General features: G+C 31.7%; 17 protein-coding genes. All 17 read left to right on the top strand.

Annotated elements, in window-relative coordinates:
- The first annotated feature begins 104 nt into the window (after positions 1 to 104).
- A complete protein-coding gene (gene rfbA / locus D0T08_RS05555; protein ID WP_116981615.1) occupies positions 105 to 968 on the top strand; it encodes a glucose-1-phosphate thymidylyltransferase RfbA in 864 nt (287 codons plus the stop codon).
- A 102-nt stretch (positions 969 to 1070) separates the two neighbouring features.
- The gene (locus tag D0T08_RS05550; protein ID WP_116981614.1) at positions 1071 to 3407 is read left to right on the top strand and encodes an SLBB domain-containing protein; all 2337 of its coding nucleotides are present in this window, start codon (positions 1071 to 1073) and stop codon (positions 3405 to 3407) included.
- Positions 3408 to 3479: 72 nt separating this feature from the next.
- Positions 3480 to 4514 carry a Wzz/FepE/Etk N-terminal domain-containing protein gene (locus tag D0T08_RS05545; protein ID WP_116981613.1) on the top strand — a complete coding sequence of 345 codons (1035 nt, stop codon included), beginning with the start codon at positions 3480 to 3482 and terminating at the stop codon, positions 4512 to 4514.
- Positions 4515 to 4519: 5 nt separating this feature from the next.
- Positions 4520 to 5788 carry a nucleotide sugar dehydrogenase gene (locus D0T08_RS05540; protein WP_116981612.1) on the top strand — a complete coding sequence of 423 codons (1269 nt, stop codon included), beginning with the start codon at positions 4520 to 4522 and terminating at the stop codon, positions 5786 to 5788.
- A gap of 7 nt (positions 5789 to 5795) precedes the next feature.
- Positions 5796 to 6923: a DegT/DnrJ/EryC1/StrS aminotransferase family protein gene (locus D0T08_RS05535; RefSeq protein WP_116981611.1), complete on the top strand. Its 1128-nt coding sequence runs from the start codon at positions 5796 to 5798 to the stop codon at positions 6921 to 6923.
- Positions 6920 to 7498: an acyltransferase gene (locus D0T08_RS05530; RefSeq protein ID WP_116981610.1), complete on the top strand. Its 579-nt coding sequence runs from the start codon at positions 6920 to 6922 to the stop codon at positions 7496 to 7498. Before D0T08_RS05535 ends, D0T08_RS05530 begins: the two co-directional genes overlap by 4 nt.
- Positions 7495 to 8526, top strand: coding sequence for a Gfo/Idh/MocA family protein (locus D0T08_RS05525; RefSeq protein WP_116981609.1), 1032 nt, complete (start codon positions 7495 to 7497; stop codon positions 8524 to 8526). The genes D0T08_RS05530 and D0T08_RS05525 overlap by 4 nt, the downstream gene beginning before the upstream one ends.
- Positions 8523 to 9770 (top strand): lipopolysaccharide biosynthesis protein, encoded by a 1248-nt coding sequence (locus tag D0T08_RS05520; protein WP_116981608.1) that lies wholly within the window; start codon positions 8523 to 8525, stop codon positions 9768 to 9770. Before D0T08_RS05525 ends, D0T08_RS05520 begins: the two co-directional genes overlap by 4 nt.
- Positions 9751 to 10368 (top strand): imidazole glycerol phosphate synthase subunit HisH, encoded by a 618-nt coding sequence (gene hisH / locus D0T08_RS05515; protein WP_116981607.1) that lies wholly within the window; start codon positions 9751 to 9753, stop codon positions 10366 to 10368. The genes D0T08_RS05520 and hisH overlap by 20 nt, the downstream gene beginning before the upstream one ends.
- Before the next feature lies 1 nt (position 10369).
- Positions 10370 to 11128, top strand: coding sequence for a HisA/HisF-related TIM barrel protein (locus tag D0T08_RS05510; RefSeq protein WP_116981606.1), 759 nt, complete (start codon positions 10370 to 10372; stop codon positions 11126 to 11128).
- A gap of 4 nt (positions 11129 to 11132) precedes the next feature.
- Positions 11133 to 12230 (top strand): N-acetyl sugar amidotransferase, encoded by a 1098-nt coding sequence (locus D0T08_RS05505; protein ID WP_116981605.1) that lies wholly within the window; start codon positions 11133 to 11135, stop codon positions 12228 to 12230.
- Positions 12227 to 13345 (top strand): glycosyltransferase family 4 protein, encoded by a 1119-nt coding sequence (locus D0T08_RS05500; protein WP_116981604.1) that lies wholly within the window; start codon positions 12227 to 12229, stop codon positions 13343 to 13345. Before D0T08_RS05505 ends, D0T08_RS05500 begins: the two co-directional genes overlap by 4 nt.
- Before the next feature lie 3 nt (positions 13346 to 13348).
- Complete coding sequence (locus tag D0T08_RS27910; RefSeq protein ID WP_116981603.1) at positions 13349 to 14470, top strand: O-antigen ligase family protein; 1122 nt, start codon at positions 13349 to 13351, stop codon at positions 14468 to 14470.
- 27 nt (positions 14471 to 14497) lie between these two features.
- A complete protein-coding gene (locus D0T08_RS05490; protein WP_116981602.1) occupies positions 14498 to 15283 on the top strand; it encodes a glycosyltransferase family 2 protein in 786 nt (261 codons plus the stop codon).
- Between the two features lie 264 nt (positions 15284 to 15547).
- Positions 15548 to 16636, top strand: a complete 1089-nt coding sequence (wecB, locus tag D0T08_RS05485; protein WP_116981601.1) for a non-hydrolyzing UDP-N-acetylglucosamine 2-epimerase — start codon at positions 15548 to 15550, stop codon at positions 16634 to 16636.
- A gap of 189 nt (positions 16637 to 16825) precedes the next feature.
- Positions 16826 to 18061 carry a glycosyltransferase family 4 protein gene (locus D0T08_RS05480; protein ID WP_116981600.1) on the top strand — a complete coding sequence of 412 codons (1236 nt, stop codon included), beginning with the start codon at positions 16826 to 16828 and terminating at the stop codon, positions 18059 to 18061.
- The gene (locus D0T08_RS05475) at positions 18052 to 18654 is read left to right on the top strand and encodes a sugar transferase (RefSeq protein ID WP_116981599.1); all 603 of its coding nucleotides are present in this window, start codon (positions 18052 to 18054) and stop codon (positions 18652 to 18654) included. Before D0T08_RS05480 ends, D0T08_RS05475 begins: the two co-directional genes overlap by 10 nt.
- The last annotated feature ends 4 nt before the right edge of the window (positions 18655 to 18658 follow it).

Raw genomic sequence — 18658 nt, 5'->3', positions numbered from 1 at the left:
CTTTTTATATGAAGAATATAGTTTAGTTGCTGACTCTTACGCTTAGGTCGATTTTCTTATATTAGCGCGTTAAATATCTTTTACTTCGTTTTCTATTTAATCTAATGAAAGGAATTATTCTTGCTGGAGGCTCTGGTACACGTTTGCACCCCCTTACCCTTGCTGTTAGTAAGCAATTAATGCCAGTGTACGATAAACCAATGATTTATTATCCGCTGTCTATACTAATGCTGGCAGGTATCCGGGAAATTTTGATTATCTCTACCCCGCATGATTTACCCCACTTCAAAAAGTTATTAGGAGATGGAAGCCGGATTGGCTGTCAATTCAGCTATGCGGAACAGCCCAGCCCGGACGGATTAGCACAAGCTTTTATAATTGGAGAAGATTTTATTGGAAACGATAGTGTAGCGTTGGTATTAGGTGATAATATTTTTTATGGTAGTGGCTTAAGTAAATTACTTCAAAATAGTACAAATCCAGAAGGAGGTGTAGTGTTTGCCTATCAGGTTCATGATCCTGAAAGATATGGAGTTGTAGAATTTGATGAAAACAAAAAAGTAATATCTATTGAAGAAAAGCCAGCACAACCTAAGTCTAATTTCGCCGTTCCAGGTTTATATTTCTATGACAATAATGTAGTAGAAATTGCTAAAAACATTAAGCCCTCTCCTCGTGGTGAATTGGAAATAACAGATATCAACCGGATATATCTCGAAAATGGCAAACTAAATGTAGGAATCATGAATAGAGGTACTGCCTGGTTGGATACGGGTACTTTTGCTTCATTGATGCAGGCGGCTCAGTTTGTACAGGTAATAGAAGAGCGCCAAGGGCTTAAAATAGGTTGTATTGAAGAGGTCGCCTATCGGATGGGTTTTATTGATTCTACACAATTAAGAAAGATTGCCGAACCATTAGTAAAAAGTGGCTATGGTCAGTATTTATTAAATCTTAATTTAGAATAGTGCTTTATATTTTGTGACGCATCATTTATGATTTGTCCCTTTCATGTTATTTAATTAAATTTGCGAGCGTTTGTTTATAAAGTGTGTTTTTACAATTAAGTCATGACCTACTCTAAAGTTTTCTATAAAGTTATCATTCTATTAGTATTCAGTTTTTTTGAAGTAGCCTATTCACAGACTCCAACCAATCTTCCTTCGAGTGTTGATAATCTATCTGATAAACAAATTGAGGCTTTTTTAAAAGAGGCAGAATCAAGAGGGCTTAGTGAAGCTCAAATTGAAGCTGCAGCTCTAGCTAATGGCTATTCCGCACAGGATATTGCCAAAGTAAGAGAGCGAATCAACCGACTAAAAACCGGAACAACAGAAGTAAAGGCTAATACACAGGGAACAGCCAAGCTAGAAAACGTTACACGTGAGCAGATTGGCGAAGTAGCAGAAAGAACTCCAATAGCTGTATCTGATAAGCAAGAAGTGGGTAAAAGATTAGAAACCTTTGGTAGTCAGTTATTCAACAATAAGAGTCTTACCTTTGAGCCTAATCTTAGGCTTCCAACACCCAAAGGCTATATTTTAGGGCCTGATGATGAGATTAAAATCGACATCACCGGTTATGCCTATCAGCATTATGACGCCAGAATCTCACCAGAAGGTACTGTAAAAATTGAAAACCTCGCTCCTATCTATGTAAATGGTAATACCATTGAACAAGCGAAAGCAAAAATTATTGAGCGCTTGAAAACCATTTTTGCAGGTTTAAGAGATGGCAGGTTAAACGCAGATGTTACGCTTGGTAATGTAAGAAGTATAAAGGTTACTTTAGTAGGCGAAGTTAGTAATCCAGGCACCTATACTATATCCTCTTTAGCAACTGCATTTAATGCACTCTATTTATCTGGTGGTCCAAATAGTAATGGTTCTTTCAGAAATATTCAGATTTTTCGTAATAATGCTTTAATCAAAAAAATTGATGTTTACGATTTTCTTCTAAAAGGAACATTGGAAGATAACATAAATCTTTTTGATCAGGATGTGATATTAGTACCACTTTTTCAGAAAAAAGTAAAGATCACTGGTGAAGTAAAAAGAAGTGGCATCTTTGAATTGAATGAAAACGACGACTATAATACTTTATTGAATTACGCTGGTGGTTATACAGAGCAAGCGTTTACCTCTACAGTTAATGTTCATAGAAATACAAAAACAGAGAAGAGACTGATCACATTTGACCCTCAGGTCAATTCGAATTTTGCAACACAAAACGGTGACCAGTTCTATATAGGTACAATATTAGATCGCTTTGAAAACAAAGTGGAGGTATTGGGAGCAGTATTCAGACCAGGAGAGTTTGCATTAGGAGATAAAATAAAAACTGTTAAACAATTGATTGAAAATGCACAGGGATTGAGAGAAGATGCTTATATAAACAGAGCTATATTGGTAAGACAGCAAGAAAATCTTGACCCAATGTATTTGCCTATTGATTTAGGTAAATTAATGAAAGGCGAGATTCCTGACGTAGACTTAAAAAGACAAGACCAACTGCTTATCAAATCAATTGTCGAAATAAGACAAGAGAGAAAGGTTGATATAGAAGGAGCTGTTAATAATCCGGGCAATTATTCCTATGCTGAAAATATGTCGATTAGAGATATTATTCTATTGGCTGGTGGTTTTAGTGATGGAGCAACATCTAAAAGAATTGAAGTTGCCCGTAGATTATATAATGATGAGTCGAGTGGTAAATCTGTAGAGATTATTCCTGTCAATATATCAAAAGACCTGAATCCGGCTGAAGGCGGGCTTAAATTAATGCCTTTTGATAAGATATTCGTTCGTAATCTTCCTAATTATGAGGTACAGCAAACGGTTTTCATTCAAGGAGAAATAAATTATCCTGGGGCTTATACCATAGAAAGTAAAAACGAGAGATTAAGTGATCTTATAGACAGAGCCGGGGGGCTTCGCTCAGAAGCTTATATCAACGGCGCAAGATTGTATAGAAATGACAGACTTGTCTTTGTTGATTTTGATAAGGCTTTAAAAAATAAAAAAACAGCATCAAATTTATTGCTTGAGAATGGCGACAGAATAGAAATTCCTAAAGAAAGACAAACTGTTACAATTAGTGGCCAGGTACTTAATCCTACGAGAGTTGCTTATCAGCCCAGTTTTTCTTTTGAAGATTATATTGCACAAGCCGGCGGCTTTACAGACAGTGCTTTCGTAAAGAAAACCTATGTTCAATATGCTAACGGGAGTACAGACAGAACCCGTAGCTTTTTCGGGATAAAAGTTTTCCCTAAGGTTCAGTCCGGGATGTCAGTATATGTTCCAACCAGAAACAGAGTACGAATGAGCCCGGCAGAAAGAATTGCCATCGGGACAGGATTCGTTTCATTATCTGCTGTACTTTTAACGCTTATCAGGCTTTTGTAATTGTAATTTGCTTTTTCAATACTATAGCAGAAATAAAAGCAAACAATAATTCAAAGTTTACTTCGAAGAGAAATGCAAGAAAATAGTAAAGAATACACCAAGATTAACCTGCAAGCACTTTTCAAACTATTTTGGAAAGAAAAAACTATCATAATAATTATTACCTCAATTGTCCTTTTACTAGGCACTTTTTATGCTTTTACAGTTCAGGAACAATTTGAATCAGAAGGTAGAATTTTACCTGAATTACAAGCAAAGGCTACCAAGTTCGGCAATCTGGCTGGGCTTGCGGACCTTGCTGGAGTAGATTTAGCGAACCTTGACGCTACGGAAGCAATCCGTCCCGATTTATATCCTGATGTATTAAGAAGCACTCCTTTCTTTTTGGCTTTATTTAATGAAAAAATAATAACCAAAGATAATCAATCCGTTTTGTTTGAAAAATTTTATCATGAATTAATAGAAAAAGGAGATGAAATTGAAAAAAAGTATATGGAGAAACCACCAGTAAAAGAAAATGGATTTCTATTAATGAATCAAATAACTGAAAATAGAATTAAGGATTTAAAGAAAAGAATACGGTCCGATATTGATAAAAAAAGTGGGATAATAACTATTTCAGTAAAAATGCCAGACCCTGTAGTTGCTGCTAATGTTGCACGTTTTTCTATGGCTTATTTAACTGAATATGTAACCAATTATAGAATTAATAAGGCAAAAAAAGATTTACACTTTTTAGAAGAGCGTGTCAATACTGCAAGAGGCAAGTTTTATAGCAATCAGACAAAAAAGGCGCAATATGGTGATCAATTCCAACTACCTACTATCCGACAGCAATCAGCAGATTTGCAGCGTGAACGTATTGAATCTGAATACAGACTTTCTTCTAATTTTTATAATGACTTATTAAAAAAATTAGAAGAGGCAAAATTAAAAGTTCAACAAGAAACACCAGTTTTCCAGATTCTTGAGCCACCTCTTGTACCAGCCCGCAAAAGTGAGCCAAGAAAAGCGCTTATTCTTTTTGCAAGTACTGTTTTTGGTGGTTTAGTATCTTTAATCGTCATTCTTTTACATAAAGGAAATTATAAAAAAATTTTACACTAATTAAAATGAGTTTAAACAACGTTCATATTACCATCGTTGGTCTCGGTTATGTTGGCTTACCGCTTGCCATTGAATTTGGCAAAAAATATCCTACAATAGGCTTTGACATAAACAGCCAACGGATAAAAGAGCTAGAGGAGAAATTTGATAGAACAAAAGAACTGACTTCTGATGAAATTAATCAAGCTACAAATTTATCCTTTACAAGTGCGATTGATACTTCAATTTTACCGGAAAATAAAAAAAGGGTTTTTATTGTAACTGTACCCACACCAATAGACCAATTTAAAACACCAGATTTAAGACCTCTAATCTCTGCTAGTAAAACGATAGGCACATTAATAAGAAAAGACGATATCGTTGTTTATGAATCTACAGTTTTTCCTGGGTGTACTGAGGAGGTATGTGTTCCTGTACTTGAAAAATATTCTGAACTAAAATATAATAAAGATTTCTATTGCGGTTATTCCCCTGAAAGAATTAATCCTGGAGACAAATTAAACACTTTGACTACCATTTTAAAAATCACTTCAGGTTCAACTAATGAAACTTCTCAATTCATTGACTTATTATATAATTCAATTATCAATGCCGGGACTTATAAGGCTTCCAGTATAAGAGTAGCTGAGGCGGCTAAACTGATAGAAAATTGCCAGCGGGATGTTAACATTTCTTTTGTTAATGAATTAGCTTTAATATTTGATAGAATGGGAATAGATACAAATGATGTATTAGAAGCGGCAGGAACAAAATGGAATTTTCTAAAATTTAAACCGGGTCTGGTTGGTGGTCATTGTATAGGTGTCGATCCTTACTATATGATTCATAAAGCAGAACAATTGGGCTATTATCCAGAGGTAATAGGAGCAGGAAGAAGGATTAACGATAATATGGGGGTTTTTGTAGCAAATAAATTAATAAAACTTATGATTAATAACGGTTTGCCAGTGAAGAACTCCAAAGCATTGATTATGGGATTTACTTTTAAGGAAAACTGTCCAGATATTAGAAACACCCGGGTTATTGATATTTATAAAGAATTAATTTCGTTTGGAATAAACACTGATATTTATGATCCATGGGCGAGTATAGAGGAGGTCAAACATGAATATGATCTTACTCTTATTCAAAAAATAGAAAATGAATACGATGCCATTATTTTGGCTGTAGCACATGAAGAGTTTTTGAGTTTTAGTTTGCCTAAACATCCTCAATCAGTTGTTTTCGATATCAAGGGGGTTTTAAGCCCAGAAGTGACAGACTATAGATTATGATTATCCCATGAAAATTCAAATGGTTGACCTTAAAGGTCAGTATGAAAAAATTAAATATGAAATTGATAATGCAATTTTAAATTGCATCAATACATCTCAATTTATAAAAGGTCCTGTTGTAGCTGAATTCCAAGAAGAATTGGAAAGATATTTAGGCGTTAAATATGTTATTACATGTGGTAACGGTACTGATGCTTTACAGATTGCACTGATGGCGTTAGACCTGCAACCAGGTGATGAAGTTATAATACCAGCTTTTACCTATGCAGCCACAGCTGAAGTCATTGGTTTATTACGTTTAACTCCGGTTCTGGTTGATATTAATAAAGACTCCTTTAATATTGATATTAAAAGTGTTGAAAACGCAATAACACCTAAAACCAAAGCTATTATTCCTGTACACTTATTTGGGCAGGGAGCTGATATGGAATCTCTTCTGAAAATTGCAGAAGAAAAGAATATCTTTATAGTTGAAGACGCAGCTCAGGCAATTGGAGCTAGTTATATTTTTAGTAATGGTGATCGTAAGAGGCTCGGTACTATAGGAGCTATCGGATGTACTTCTTTTTTCCCATCAAAAAATCTTGGATGCTATGGAGATGGTGGAGCATTAATGACCAATGACCCACTCTTAGCAGAAAAAATCAGGAGCATTGCTAATCATGGCCAACAGATACAATATATACATGATATTATTGGGGTTAATTCTCGTTTAGATGCGATACAGGCAGGGATTTTGTTACCAAAACTTGCAAGATTAGATGAATACAATAAAGCAAGAATTGTGGCAGCCGATTATTATGATGAAAATTTGAAGGCAATTGAAGACATTATAGTCCCATTCAGACTGGAAAATTCCACACACGTATTTCATCAATATACCATTAAAGTAAAAAATGGGAGTCGGGATAAACTAAAGGATTTTTTGAAATCAAAGGGTATCCCATCAATGATATATTATCCAAAGCCATTACATCATCAGAGTGCATATATGAATATTATTAATATAAAATCTGAATTAGAGTATTCCGAAAATATTCCTAAAGAAGTTCTTTCTTTACCTATACATACCGAGCTCGACTCAATCCAGCAAGATTTTATTATTAATGCAATTAAAGAATTTTTTCATAAATGAGCATATTTATTCATGAAACTGCCATAGTTGATGAAAATTGTCAAATTGGGGAAGGGACAAAAATTTGGCATTTTTCTCATATTATGTCAAATTGCCAAATTGGGGAAAACTGTAATTTAGGGCAGAATGTAGTTGTCTCCCCACAGGTAATATTAGGAAACAATGTTAAGGTACAAAATAATGTCTCTATTTATACCGGAGTAACTTGTGATGATGATGTTTTTCTTGGACCATCAATGGTTTTCACTAATGTAATTAATCCTAGAAGTAGTGTAAATAGAAGAGGGAATTACTTAAAAACAAATGTTGGTAAAGGAGTTACAATAGGAGCAAATGCAACAATAGTTTGTGGAATTGAATTAGGGGCATATGCTTTTATAGGGGCAGGGGCAGTAGTTACTAAAGATGTTAAACCTTACGCGTTGGTAGTTGGAAATCCAGCCAGACAAGTGGGTTGGATGAGTGAATATGGACATAAGCTTATTTTTGATAAAAAAGGTTTGGCGTTATGCACTGAAAGTAATGAATTATACAAATTAAATGGAGGTTTACTAACGAAAGTATTAAACAAATGAATAACGATAGAAAAATAAAGTTTGCTGTGTTGGGCTTTGGTCATATTGGGCGAAGACATGCTGAAATGATTTCAAATAATGATGAAAGTGAATTAGTTGCTATTGTAGATATAAAATCAAAAAGTGACTTTGAGAATATTAATTCATTTAATGTGCCTTATTTCAATTCTCTTAAAGAACTCTTTGAGTCTGCAATAGACATTGATGTAATAAATATAGCTTCACCGAATGGATTTCATTATGAGCATTCTCTTCAGGCTTTGGAAGCAAGAAAACATATTGTGGTAGAAAAGCCAATGACTTTAAGAAAACAGGATGCAGAAAACATTATTTTTAAAGCCTTGAATGTTAATAAAAATGTTTTCGCTGTAATGCAGAATCGTTATTCCCCTCCTTCTCAGTGGTTGAAATCTTTAATTGAAGAAAAAATATTAGGTAAAATCAACTTCGTACAACTGAGTTGTTATTGGAACAGAGATGAGAGATACTATTTAAAAGACGGTTGGCATGGCAAAAAAGATTTAGATGGCGGAACATTATTTACTCAATTTTCCCATTTCATTGATATTATGTATTGGTTATTTGGTGATATAACATCTATTAACAGTAGATTTAAAGACTTTAACCATCAAAACCTTACCGATTTTGAAGATACAGGAAGTGTAACTTTCGATTTTTTAAATGGAGGATCAGGATCATTTAATTTTACAACCTCAGTATGGAATAAAAATCTTGAAAGTAGTATGACTATAATTGCAGAAAATGGATCTGTAAAAGTAGGAGGACAATATATGGACATTGTGGAATCTTGTCATATTAAAGATTATCAAATGCCAAATCTACCTCCTACAAATCCTGGAAATGATTATGGATTTTATAAGGGTTCTGCGGCAAATCACCATTATGTAATAAAAAATGTTGTTGATGTACTTAAAGGCCGTGCAACTATTACTACAAATGCTTTAGAAGGTCTTAAGGTAGTAGAAATAATTGAAAGAATTTATAATGCGGTCGATGCAAATAAGTGAGAAAAATTAATAAATCATTATTGATTACATTAGGGGGTACTGCCATTGCAGCTGTGGTACCTATTGTTTTTACACCTATTATAGCTAAATTATATTCAAGTTCCAGCTATGGAGAATATGCATATTTTTTAGCGACAAGTAACGTTATATGTGTTTTTTTTGCGGGCAAGTATGATATGGCTATTTTAATTCCGCGAGATGAAAAAGAAGCCAATAATGTTTTTTCCTTATCGGTTTTATTATCAGGCATAAGTCTCATAATTTTGTATATTTTTATTGTATTAACCCAAAATTTTAATAGCATATGGAAAGCAGAGATAAGCGATAATATTTTTTTATTACCGATTGCTACTTTTTTTTCCGTATTAAATCAGATAATTTTAACCTGGAAAGTTCGTCTTGGAGAGTTTACTAAAATATCGATAAATAAAATTGCAAATTCTTTATCTTATGCTTTTTTGGCCATAATCTTAGTTAAAATTGGATTTGAGAAAACTGGTTTAATTTTTTCCTTAATTTTAAGTATGGCATTCACAACTTTTTTAGTGGGCTTTACTAAAATAAAGGAAGTTTTTTTTTCAACGGGTAGCCTGAAAGATATAATCTTAGCTAGTAAAAAATATATCAATTTCCCGAAATATAATATTCCAAGTTCATTTATTGAAACTTTGTCTTTGCAATTACCAATTTATCTTATTACATACTTATATGATATAGGTATATTGGGACAGTATGCTATGGCTCAAAGATTAATTTTGTTACCAGTAACTTTTGTTATTAGTTCCATTGTTCCGGTTTTTCGTCATAGTGCTGCCAAAGAAATACATGAAACTGGCAGGTGTATAAAAAGTTTTAACTCATATTTTGTAGGTTTAACTATTTGCGCTTGTATTATTTTTCCAATACTTTATCTTTTAATATCTTTTTTCTTAGAAGATATCTTAGGAGCAAAATGGCTTCTATCAATAGATTTAATGAAAATTTTAATTTTTAGCGTTTTTATAAGATTTATTACAAATCCCTTAAGCAGCGTTATCATTTTGAAGGAAAAACAAAAGCTTGATCTTATTCTACAGATTTTTCTAATTCTCGCTGTAGGTAGTGCATTTTTTATCGCCTATTTAAGAAAAGCTAATATAACTGACTGTATTTTATATTTTGTATTTGTTTACATACTGAAATATATAATTGAATTAATAATAGCATTCAATCTGGCACGAAAGTATGAAAGTATTAATAGTTGACTATGGTGCAGGAAACATAGGGTCAGTTCAAAATATGTTAAAATATATTGGTCTAACTCCAATTGTAAGTAATGACTCAAAGATAGTTTCAAACTTTGACAAGATTATTTTGCCAGGGGTTGGATTATTTTCTACAGCTATGAAAGAAATTGAGAGGCTGAACCTGATTGACTCTCTAAATGAAGCGGTACTCGTCAAGAAAAAAAGTTTTCTTGGAATTTGCCTGGGAGCACAATTGATAAATCAATTTAGTGAAGAGGGAAATAGTGCAGGTTTAAGTTGGTTAGCAAATAATGTGGTTAAATTTAAACAGGAAAATCATTCTTTAAAAATTCCTCATCTAGGCTGGAATAATATAAAAATTGTCGAAAATAAAACAAGCCCGCTTTTAAATGGCCTAAATAATAATTCAAGATTTTACTTTGTCCATTCGTATCATATAGATGGTAATTCAGAAGATACAGTTTTGGCTTATACTGAACATGGTTATTTCTTTCCTTCAATTGTCAATAAAGAAAATATTTTTGGCGTACAATTCCATCCTGAAAAAAGTCATCAATATGGGTTAAAACTTTTGGAAAACTTTTTAACAATTTAAAATGCCATATCAAAGAATATTGCCGGCACTTTTACTTGATGGAGGTGGGCTTTATAAAACTGTCAAGTTTAAGTCTCCTAAATATATAGGTGACCCGATAAATACGGTTAAAATATTTAATGCAAAATTTGCTGATGAGTTGTGTATTTTGGATATTGGAGCTTCAGTAAAGAATAAAATTAACTATGATTTAATTGGTGATATTGTTTCTGAGGCTTTTATGCCAATTACTTATGGAGGTGGGATTAAAACACTTTCTGATGTAGAAAGCTTATTTTCTTTAGGTGTAGATAAAGTTTCTATATCAAGTGCTGCTTTCCAAAACCCTAATTTGGTTAAAGAGGCTGTAAATATATATGGTACACAAAGCATAATAACAGTTGTTGATTATAAAAAGACTTTTTTTAAAGGGATTAAAGTATATATCAATAAAGGTAATACAAATACTTCATTTGATCCAATTGCTTACTGTTTATTAATGCAGGACTTAGGAGTTGGTGAAATCATTCTTCAAAATATAGATAGAGATGGAACATTTACCGGATATGATTTAGATTTATTATCAAAAGCAAGCAGTTTATTAAGTATTCCAATTACCGCTTTAGGAGGAGCATCATCTTATAACGATATTAATGAATTATTTAATATAAATGTTTCCGGAGCTGCTGCAGGAAGTCTGTTTTCTTTTGCAAGAAATAATAGAGATTCCATATTAATTAATTACCCACAAGAATCTGATATACCACGTTTAAAAATTTGATTTTATGCAATACAAGATTTGCAAGAAATGTGTAATGGATGAAACCGATCCTCTAATAGAATTTGATGAAGCTGGAATTTGTAACTATTGCAGAGATTTTGAAAAAATTGGTTTTAGACAGCTAACAGACGAAGAGATCGAGCAGAACTTATTATCCCTAAAGCAAAAATTAGCTTCAGCTAAAAAAGGGAAGTATGATTGTATCATTGGCCTTAGCGGTGGGGTAGATAGTTCTTACGTTGCACTTTTAGCGAAAAAACTAGAGCTTAATCCATTATTAGTTCATTTTGATAACGGATGGAACTCAGAGCTTGCAGTTAAAAACATTAATAATATCGTAAATAGTCTCCAGTCAGATTTGCATACATTAGTTGTAGATTGGGAAGAATTCAGAAATCTTCAAAGAGCATACTTTGATGCAGGTGTTGTTGACATAGAAGTATTAACAGACCACGCAATAATTGCAACAATCTATAAGCTCGCTGAAAAGTATAGAATAAAGTATATCCTTAGTGGGACTAATATTTCTACTGAATTTGTATTACCTAAATCATGGGTTCATTCAAAAATTGATTTAAGCAATTTGAAAGACATAGTTTCAAAAAATAGCAGACAATTGCTTAAAACATATCCAACAATCAACTCTCTTAAAATTAAATTATATTATGAAAAGCTTAAAGGAATACGTAAAATCCAACCGCTGAATATAATTAATTATAATAAAGAACATGCCATTAAAGAATTAATTGATGTTTTTGGCTGGAGGAATTATGGAAGAAAGCATGGTGAATCAATATTTACAAAGTTCTATCAAAATCATATTTTACCAACAAAGTTCAATATAGATAAAAGGAAAGCTCATTTGTCTTCGCTCATTTGTTCAAATCAACTTTCCAGAGAAGAAGCATTAATGATTCTAAATGAACCTCTTTATGATAAGTCCGAGCTTGAAACAGATTACGGATTTGTAAGAAAAAAACTTGGATATTCAAAAGCAGAATTTGATGCATATCTTGAAAGACCACCATCTTCGCATTTTCTTTATAAATCAGATTTGACATTATTAGCAAAGATTCACAAAATAAAAAGAAAATTACAGTGAAATTAGTATATCTTTTATCAAATGGAATTGAAGAGAAAAACGGAATTTATAAGAAAATAATATCTCAAATAGACGCCTGGAAAGATAAAGGAGTCGATGTTATTGTATACTGTATTACAAGCTCAAAAGATTCTAAAAATGATTTCGGTGTTTCCAGAATTTATCACTATGATTCTAAAAACATAATTGGTCGTTTATTTCAATATATTCAGATATATAAAAAAATTTATACCGATTTACTATTAGATAATCCCGATCTGATTTATTGGCGTTTTGAACCTGTAAAACCCGGCCTAATCCGAATAATTCGTAAGTTCAAAACGGTTGTAGAAATCAATACAGATATTTTATCTGAATATAAATACTCATCCTTAAAAAGTGTAAAAAACTTTATCAGATATTTACTTTTTAAAAGATTTAATATAGCCTTTAAAGAGATAAAAGGGTTTGTAGCTGTTACCCATGAGATTGCAAGAAGGTTAAAAGAATTCTATCCATTTATTAGCTCAATAGCCGTTGTTCCCAACTCCATTGATTTAAGAAAATTCACTACCTTAGAAAATGAGAATCAGGATAAAACCCCTGTTCTTACTTTTTTAGGCTCCCCAGGATATGATTGGCATGGAGTGGATGAACTCGTAAAATTTGGAAAAGATCTTAATGGGCAAATAAAAATCAATATAATTGGTTATGAAGCAATGCCCGAGATAGAACATTATGAAAATATAATTTTTCATGGTTTTCTTGATAAAAACAATTATATTAATATATTAAAAAAAACTGACATTGCAATAGGGGTATTGTCTTTATACAGAAAAGAAATGGATGAGGCTTGCCCTCTAAAAGTACGTGAGTATCTCGCATATGGTATTCCAATGATACAAAGTCACAAGGAAACCATTTTCTTGCATAAAGAAAATAAAGGTCCGGATTGGTGTTTATTATTACCAAATGAAGAAAACTCATTGATAAATAATAAAGAGTTGGTCATGGATTTTATATTAAAGAATAAAGGTAAAAGATATAGAGATGAATCCGTATTACGAAAAATTGACTCTAACTGTGTAGAGGATGAGAGATTAGCGTTCTTCTTTAAAGTATTAGAAAATAACTAACAAATGTGGATTCGATTTATATATATATTATTTGTATTGAGTTTTTTAAACGCACTATTTAGAAGGTATATAGGTGAACTTAATTTTAATTTTTTCTTATATATATTATACTTTTTTACAACTGTATTTGGGCTTCTCTCACTATTCAGCTTTCGGCATTCTCTAAGAGAATTCAAAGCTATTTTTATTGTAACCGCATTTTCTGTTATATATGTCCTAAGTGTATCTTACACAATTTCGAATACTTCTTATGATAAAATTATCCTAATTGGTCTATTACCCTTTTATGTATTGTGTGCACTGGGAGCCGTCCATATTGATAGAGATTTAAAACTTTTATTTAGCGTTTGGTTCTGCGTATTGACACTTTATACAATTTACGCTATCTATATACTAATTCAAGAAAATTTCATATTTTCCACGTTTTATAAGAGACTTGATATTATTGATTATTTGACTTACTCACTTTTGGCACTGTCATTTTCATTATATTCATTGATTTTTAGTAAAAATATACTTTTTAAGCTTGGAACGATAGTATTTTTCTCATTCTCTCTTATTTCGGGAGCTAGAGCCCCAGTGGTATTTTTTCTATTATTGCTATTTTATTGGATAGTAAAGAAAAGAATGTACTCTTATGTTTTTATATCAATGATTTTAATCACCGGATTGTTCTTTTTATACTGGGATGAGCTAAACATGTTGATAGAATTTGCTTTTATTAGATTCAGTAGTTTTGGAGAAGACAATTCAACATCTGAAAGGGTTTCATTTCTTGAGAAATCTTTAAATAGCTTCTTAGAATATCCCTTATTCGGCCAAGGCATAAATAGCTCTGGATTAATACTTATTGGTATAGATGAGAAAGAATATCCTCATAATTTTTTACTTGAAATTTTAATTGAAATTGGAATTTTAGGCATTATACCAATGCTTTGTTATCTTCTTTTAATGGTTGAACCTCTTTTATTCAAAAGAAGAAAGTTTAACAATATGCAACTTTTTCTAAGTGCGATTTGCATATTCATTTTTGCTAATTTTATGAAATCATTTTCTATTATTGACCTTAAATATTTACTTTTTTTCTTAACGTATTTTGCTTCTTATAATAAACTATATCTTTAATTTGAATCAATTAACGTCTACCAATATATGAATAACTTGAAAATTTCTTTAATATTATCTACACTAGGAACCCGTAAGAATGAGTTCATACGACTTATAGATAGTCTAGTCAATCAAAAATATAAGAATTTTGAGTTTATAGTAGTATCCCAAGATAATCATAATATAATCAATACTATATTAAGCAATAGCCCACTAACATTTTTACATATAAAAAGTAATTTAAAAGGTCTTTCACGTGGTAGAAATATCGCGCTAAAAAAAATAAGCGGAGACCTATTTTGCTTAACAGATGATGACTGCTGGTATCCTGATGATGCACTCCAAAGAGTTAATGATTTTTTTTGTAAGCATGAAAATATTGATGTCGTATCATATCAGATTTTTGACCCCGAATCAAACCTTTATTATAAACAATATCCATTACAACCTTTTAAGTTAAATATTTTAAATGTTACAAAATGTAGTTCCATTGAATTATTTATAAAAAATAGTAATAAAATAAATTCAATCAGCTTCGACGAGTCTTTCGGTTTAGGCGCAGAATATCCGGGTTCTGAAGAGATTATTTTTTTGGCCGATTTGTTAAAAATTAGATGTACAATATTCTATCTGCCTGAAATTATTGTTTTTCACAATATAAAAAATCTTGCCAGTAGTAAGTTTAATAATAAAAGGATGCAAACTGCACTACATGTTTTTGTTAGACTTTATAGTAGGCCGTGGGGTATATTTTTATATTATATGTTCTTTTTAAAATATTTAAGAAAAGTTGAAAATAAAATATCTTCACTTTTTCTTAAATTTCCATAATTACGTTTACTTTAGCCAAAATACGTATTTTTTTAATTCATTAGTATGTTATGTAACTAATGAATTAAAATAGAACAGACGAAGAGTAAAAAGTGATACAAAGTTATGCAACTGACTCTTATCTTTCTCTGCTAATACGTCTACGAACTATTTATATTTAAATTAACGTTCCCACTTCATGTTAGAGCGATTCGAGAGTAGCGTACTTCGCTAAATATGTTTGCAATAAAAATAGAAAATTATTTAGTATATATTTAAAATCAAATGATTAAATTAGATATTATAGCAGGAGCAAGACCTAATTTCATAAAAATAGCTCCTATAATTGCAGCTATTCAAAAAAATGCTGTTCAAAAAATTCAATACCGTCTAATTCATACCGGACAGCATTATGATAAGAAAATGAGTGGCTCTTTTTTTGAAGAATTAAGAATTCCTGAGCCAGATATAAATCTTGGAGCAGGAGGTGGAACACAAGCCGAACAAACAGCAGCTATTATGATTGGCTATGAAAGGTTGTTACTGGATAGGCCTTCTGATATTTGTCTAGTTGTTGGTGATGTAACATCAACAATGGCATGTGCAATAGTTGCTAAAAAAATGCATATGAGAGTAGTTCATGTTGAGGGAGGTATACGCTCTTTTGATTTGACTATGCCTGAAGAAATTAATCGAATGGTTACAGATAGTATTAGTGATTATTTTTATACAACCAGCGAGGTGGCCAATCAAAACCTTAAAAGCTATGGGATTCCTGATGATAGAATACAATTTGTTGGCAATACAATGATTGACACATTATTAGAAAATATCTCAAAATTTGTAAAACCCGATATTTATCAAAAGAAGAATTTAACACCGCAAAATTATCTAGTACTTACACTTCATCGCCCTGCTAATGTGGATCAGGAAACACACCTAAAGATTTTATTAGAAGAAATAATTTCAAATAGTGAGAATCTACCTATAATTTTTCCAGTTCATCCTAGAACTGCTAAAAGTTTAAAAGCGGTTAATCTTGCTAATCAGAATATTTACACCTGTGAACCTCTTAGTTATTTGGAATTTAATTATCTGGTAAAAAATGCTAAAGCAGTAATAACTGATTCTGGTGGTATTACAGAAGAAACTACTATAATGAATATACCATGCCTTACCTTGCGAAATACTACAGAAAGGCCAGAAACCGTAAGCTTCGGGACTAACGAACTGATAGGTACAAATCCGGGAAATATTGGTCCTGCTCTAAAAAAACTGTTTTCTGGAACCTGGAAAAGGGGAAGTGTTCCCCCTCTTTGGGATGGTAAAAGTGCAGAAAGAATTGTAGATCATTTATATAGTTTATATAAATAAAATACTTGTACTCAAGAATTCCTGAGTTAAAGCTAATTATTATTGTGATTTTAAGAAAAGCTGATATTTGCGCTTAAATTGCCTCTCAGATTTTATAAATTCATATTAGTTTAGCATAAAAACCGATCTACGAAAAGAAATTTTATATAAATAGGTAAATTTTAAAATGCTAAAATTAAATAATAAACTGTGAGAATATTACTAATTCATCAATATTATAATGGAATTAATGAACCCGGTGGTTCAAGATGGAGTGAAATAACAAAGACTTGGTCTGAACTTGAAAATGAAATAGTAGTTCTTTCAGGAATGGTTGATTATACCCAAGGAATTAAACGTGATATCTATAAGAGAAAGATATTCTTAAAAGAAAACCCTGAAAAAAACATTATTGTAGTTCGTTGCCATGTTTCAGAAGCCTATAATGTAAATTTTCTTGGTCGATTATGGGCGTATTTCTCCTTCGTTTTTTCTAGTACATTTGCCGGTTTATTTAAAATAAGTGGAAAATTTGATATAATAATAGTTACATCTCCACCATTGTTTGTAGGTATTACCGCCTATATAATTTCTTTAGTAAAAAGAACTCCCTTTATATTTGAAATAAGAGATTTATGGCCTGAATCTGCCATTGATACAGGCGTGCTCACGAATAAATCGCTCATTAAATTTGCTTATTGGTTCGAATCTTTTCTTTATAAAAAGGCAAAACTCATTAATGTCCTTACACCTGCGTTTAAGCAGAATCTAATCGAGAAAAAGAATGTCTCTGAATCAAAGATTAGTTATATTCCTAATGCGGCAGATTTTTCTTTGACAGAAAGTCTTGTAGAGAATTTTGATGTTAAAGCTTATCGGAAATCTTTGGGAATTGACAATAACTTTGTCATAGTTTATGTAGGCGCGCACGGTGTTGCAAACCATTTAGTTCAAATACTTGATACCGCTGAAAAATTAACAGATACAAATGTACTATTTATGTTAATCGGTGATGGTATGCTGAAACAAGGATTAATAAATGATGCTCAGAATAGAAACTTAAAAAATGTTCGTTTTATTGATTCTGTTCCAAAAAAAGATATATTTAAATATATCCTAGCTTCTGATATGGGAACCTCCGTTTTGAAAAAAAATGACACTTTTAAAACGGTTTACTCAAATAAAACTTTTGATTATATGTCCTGCAAGAAGCCAATTTTAATGGCCATTGATGGTGTTTCAAGAACCTTAGTTGAAGAAGCTGAAGCAGGTGTATTTGTTGAGCCCGAAAATGCATTTGATTTTGAACAAAAAATAAGGTATTATCTTAATAATCCACAAATTGCTATAAAACAAGGCAACAATGGATATGTATATGCAAAAACATATTTTGACAGAAGTGTACTAGCCAAAAAATATATAAAGATAGTTGAACAATGTATCTGAAATTAGTTAAACCATTCCTAGATTTTAACTTAGCGACCCTGATTCTTTTAAGTCTTTCACCAGTCTTAATCATAATAATAGTATTACTCAGTATAGCAAATAAAGGCTATCCATTTTTTTTTCAACTAAGACCTGGAAAGGATGAAAAGGTATTCAAATTAATTAAGTTTAAGACTATGAATGATAAAAGAGATGAAAAAGGTGAGTTATTATCAGATTCAGAACGGATAACAAAAATTGGAAGAATTATCAGAAAGACTTCTTTAGATGAGTTTCCTCAGCTAATCAATGTATTAAAAGGAGATATGAGTCTGATAGGACCAAGACCGCTTTTGATAGACTATCTAGCATTATATAATCAAGCACAAAAAAAAAGACATCTAATAAAACCGGGAATAACAGGTTGGGCGCAAGTAAATGGACGTAATAATATATCATGGACACAGAAATTTGAATATGATATTTGGTATGTAGAGAATATTTCACTAAAATTAGACCTAAGAATAGCACTCTTAACTTTAAAAAAGGTGTTAAAATCAGAAGGAATTAATTCTTCTCCAACTACTACTATGGAAAAGTTTACTGGAAATTAAAATT

The sequence above is a fragment of the Emticicia sp. C21 genome, from assembly GCF_003418935.1.
Lineage (GTDB): Bacteria > Bacteroidota > Bacteroidia > Cytophagales > Spirosomataceae > Emticicia.
This window is presented reverse-complemented; position numbering and strand designations above follow the sequence as displayed.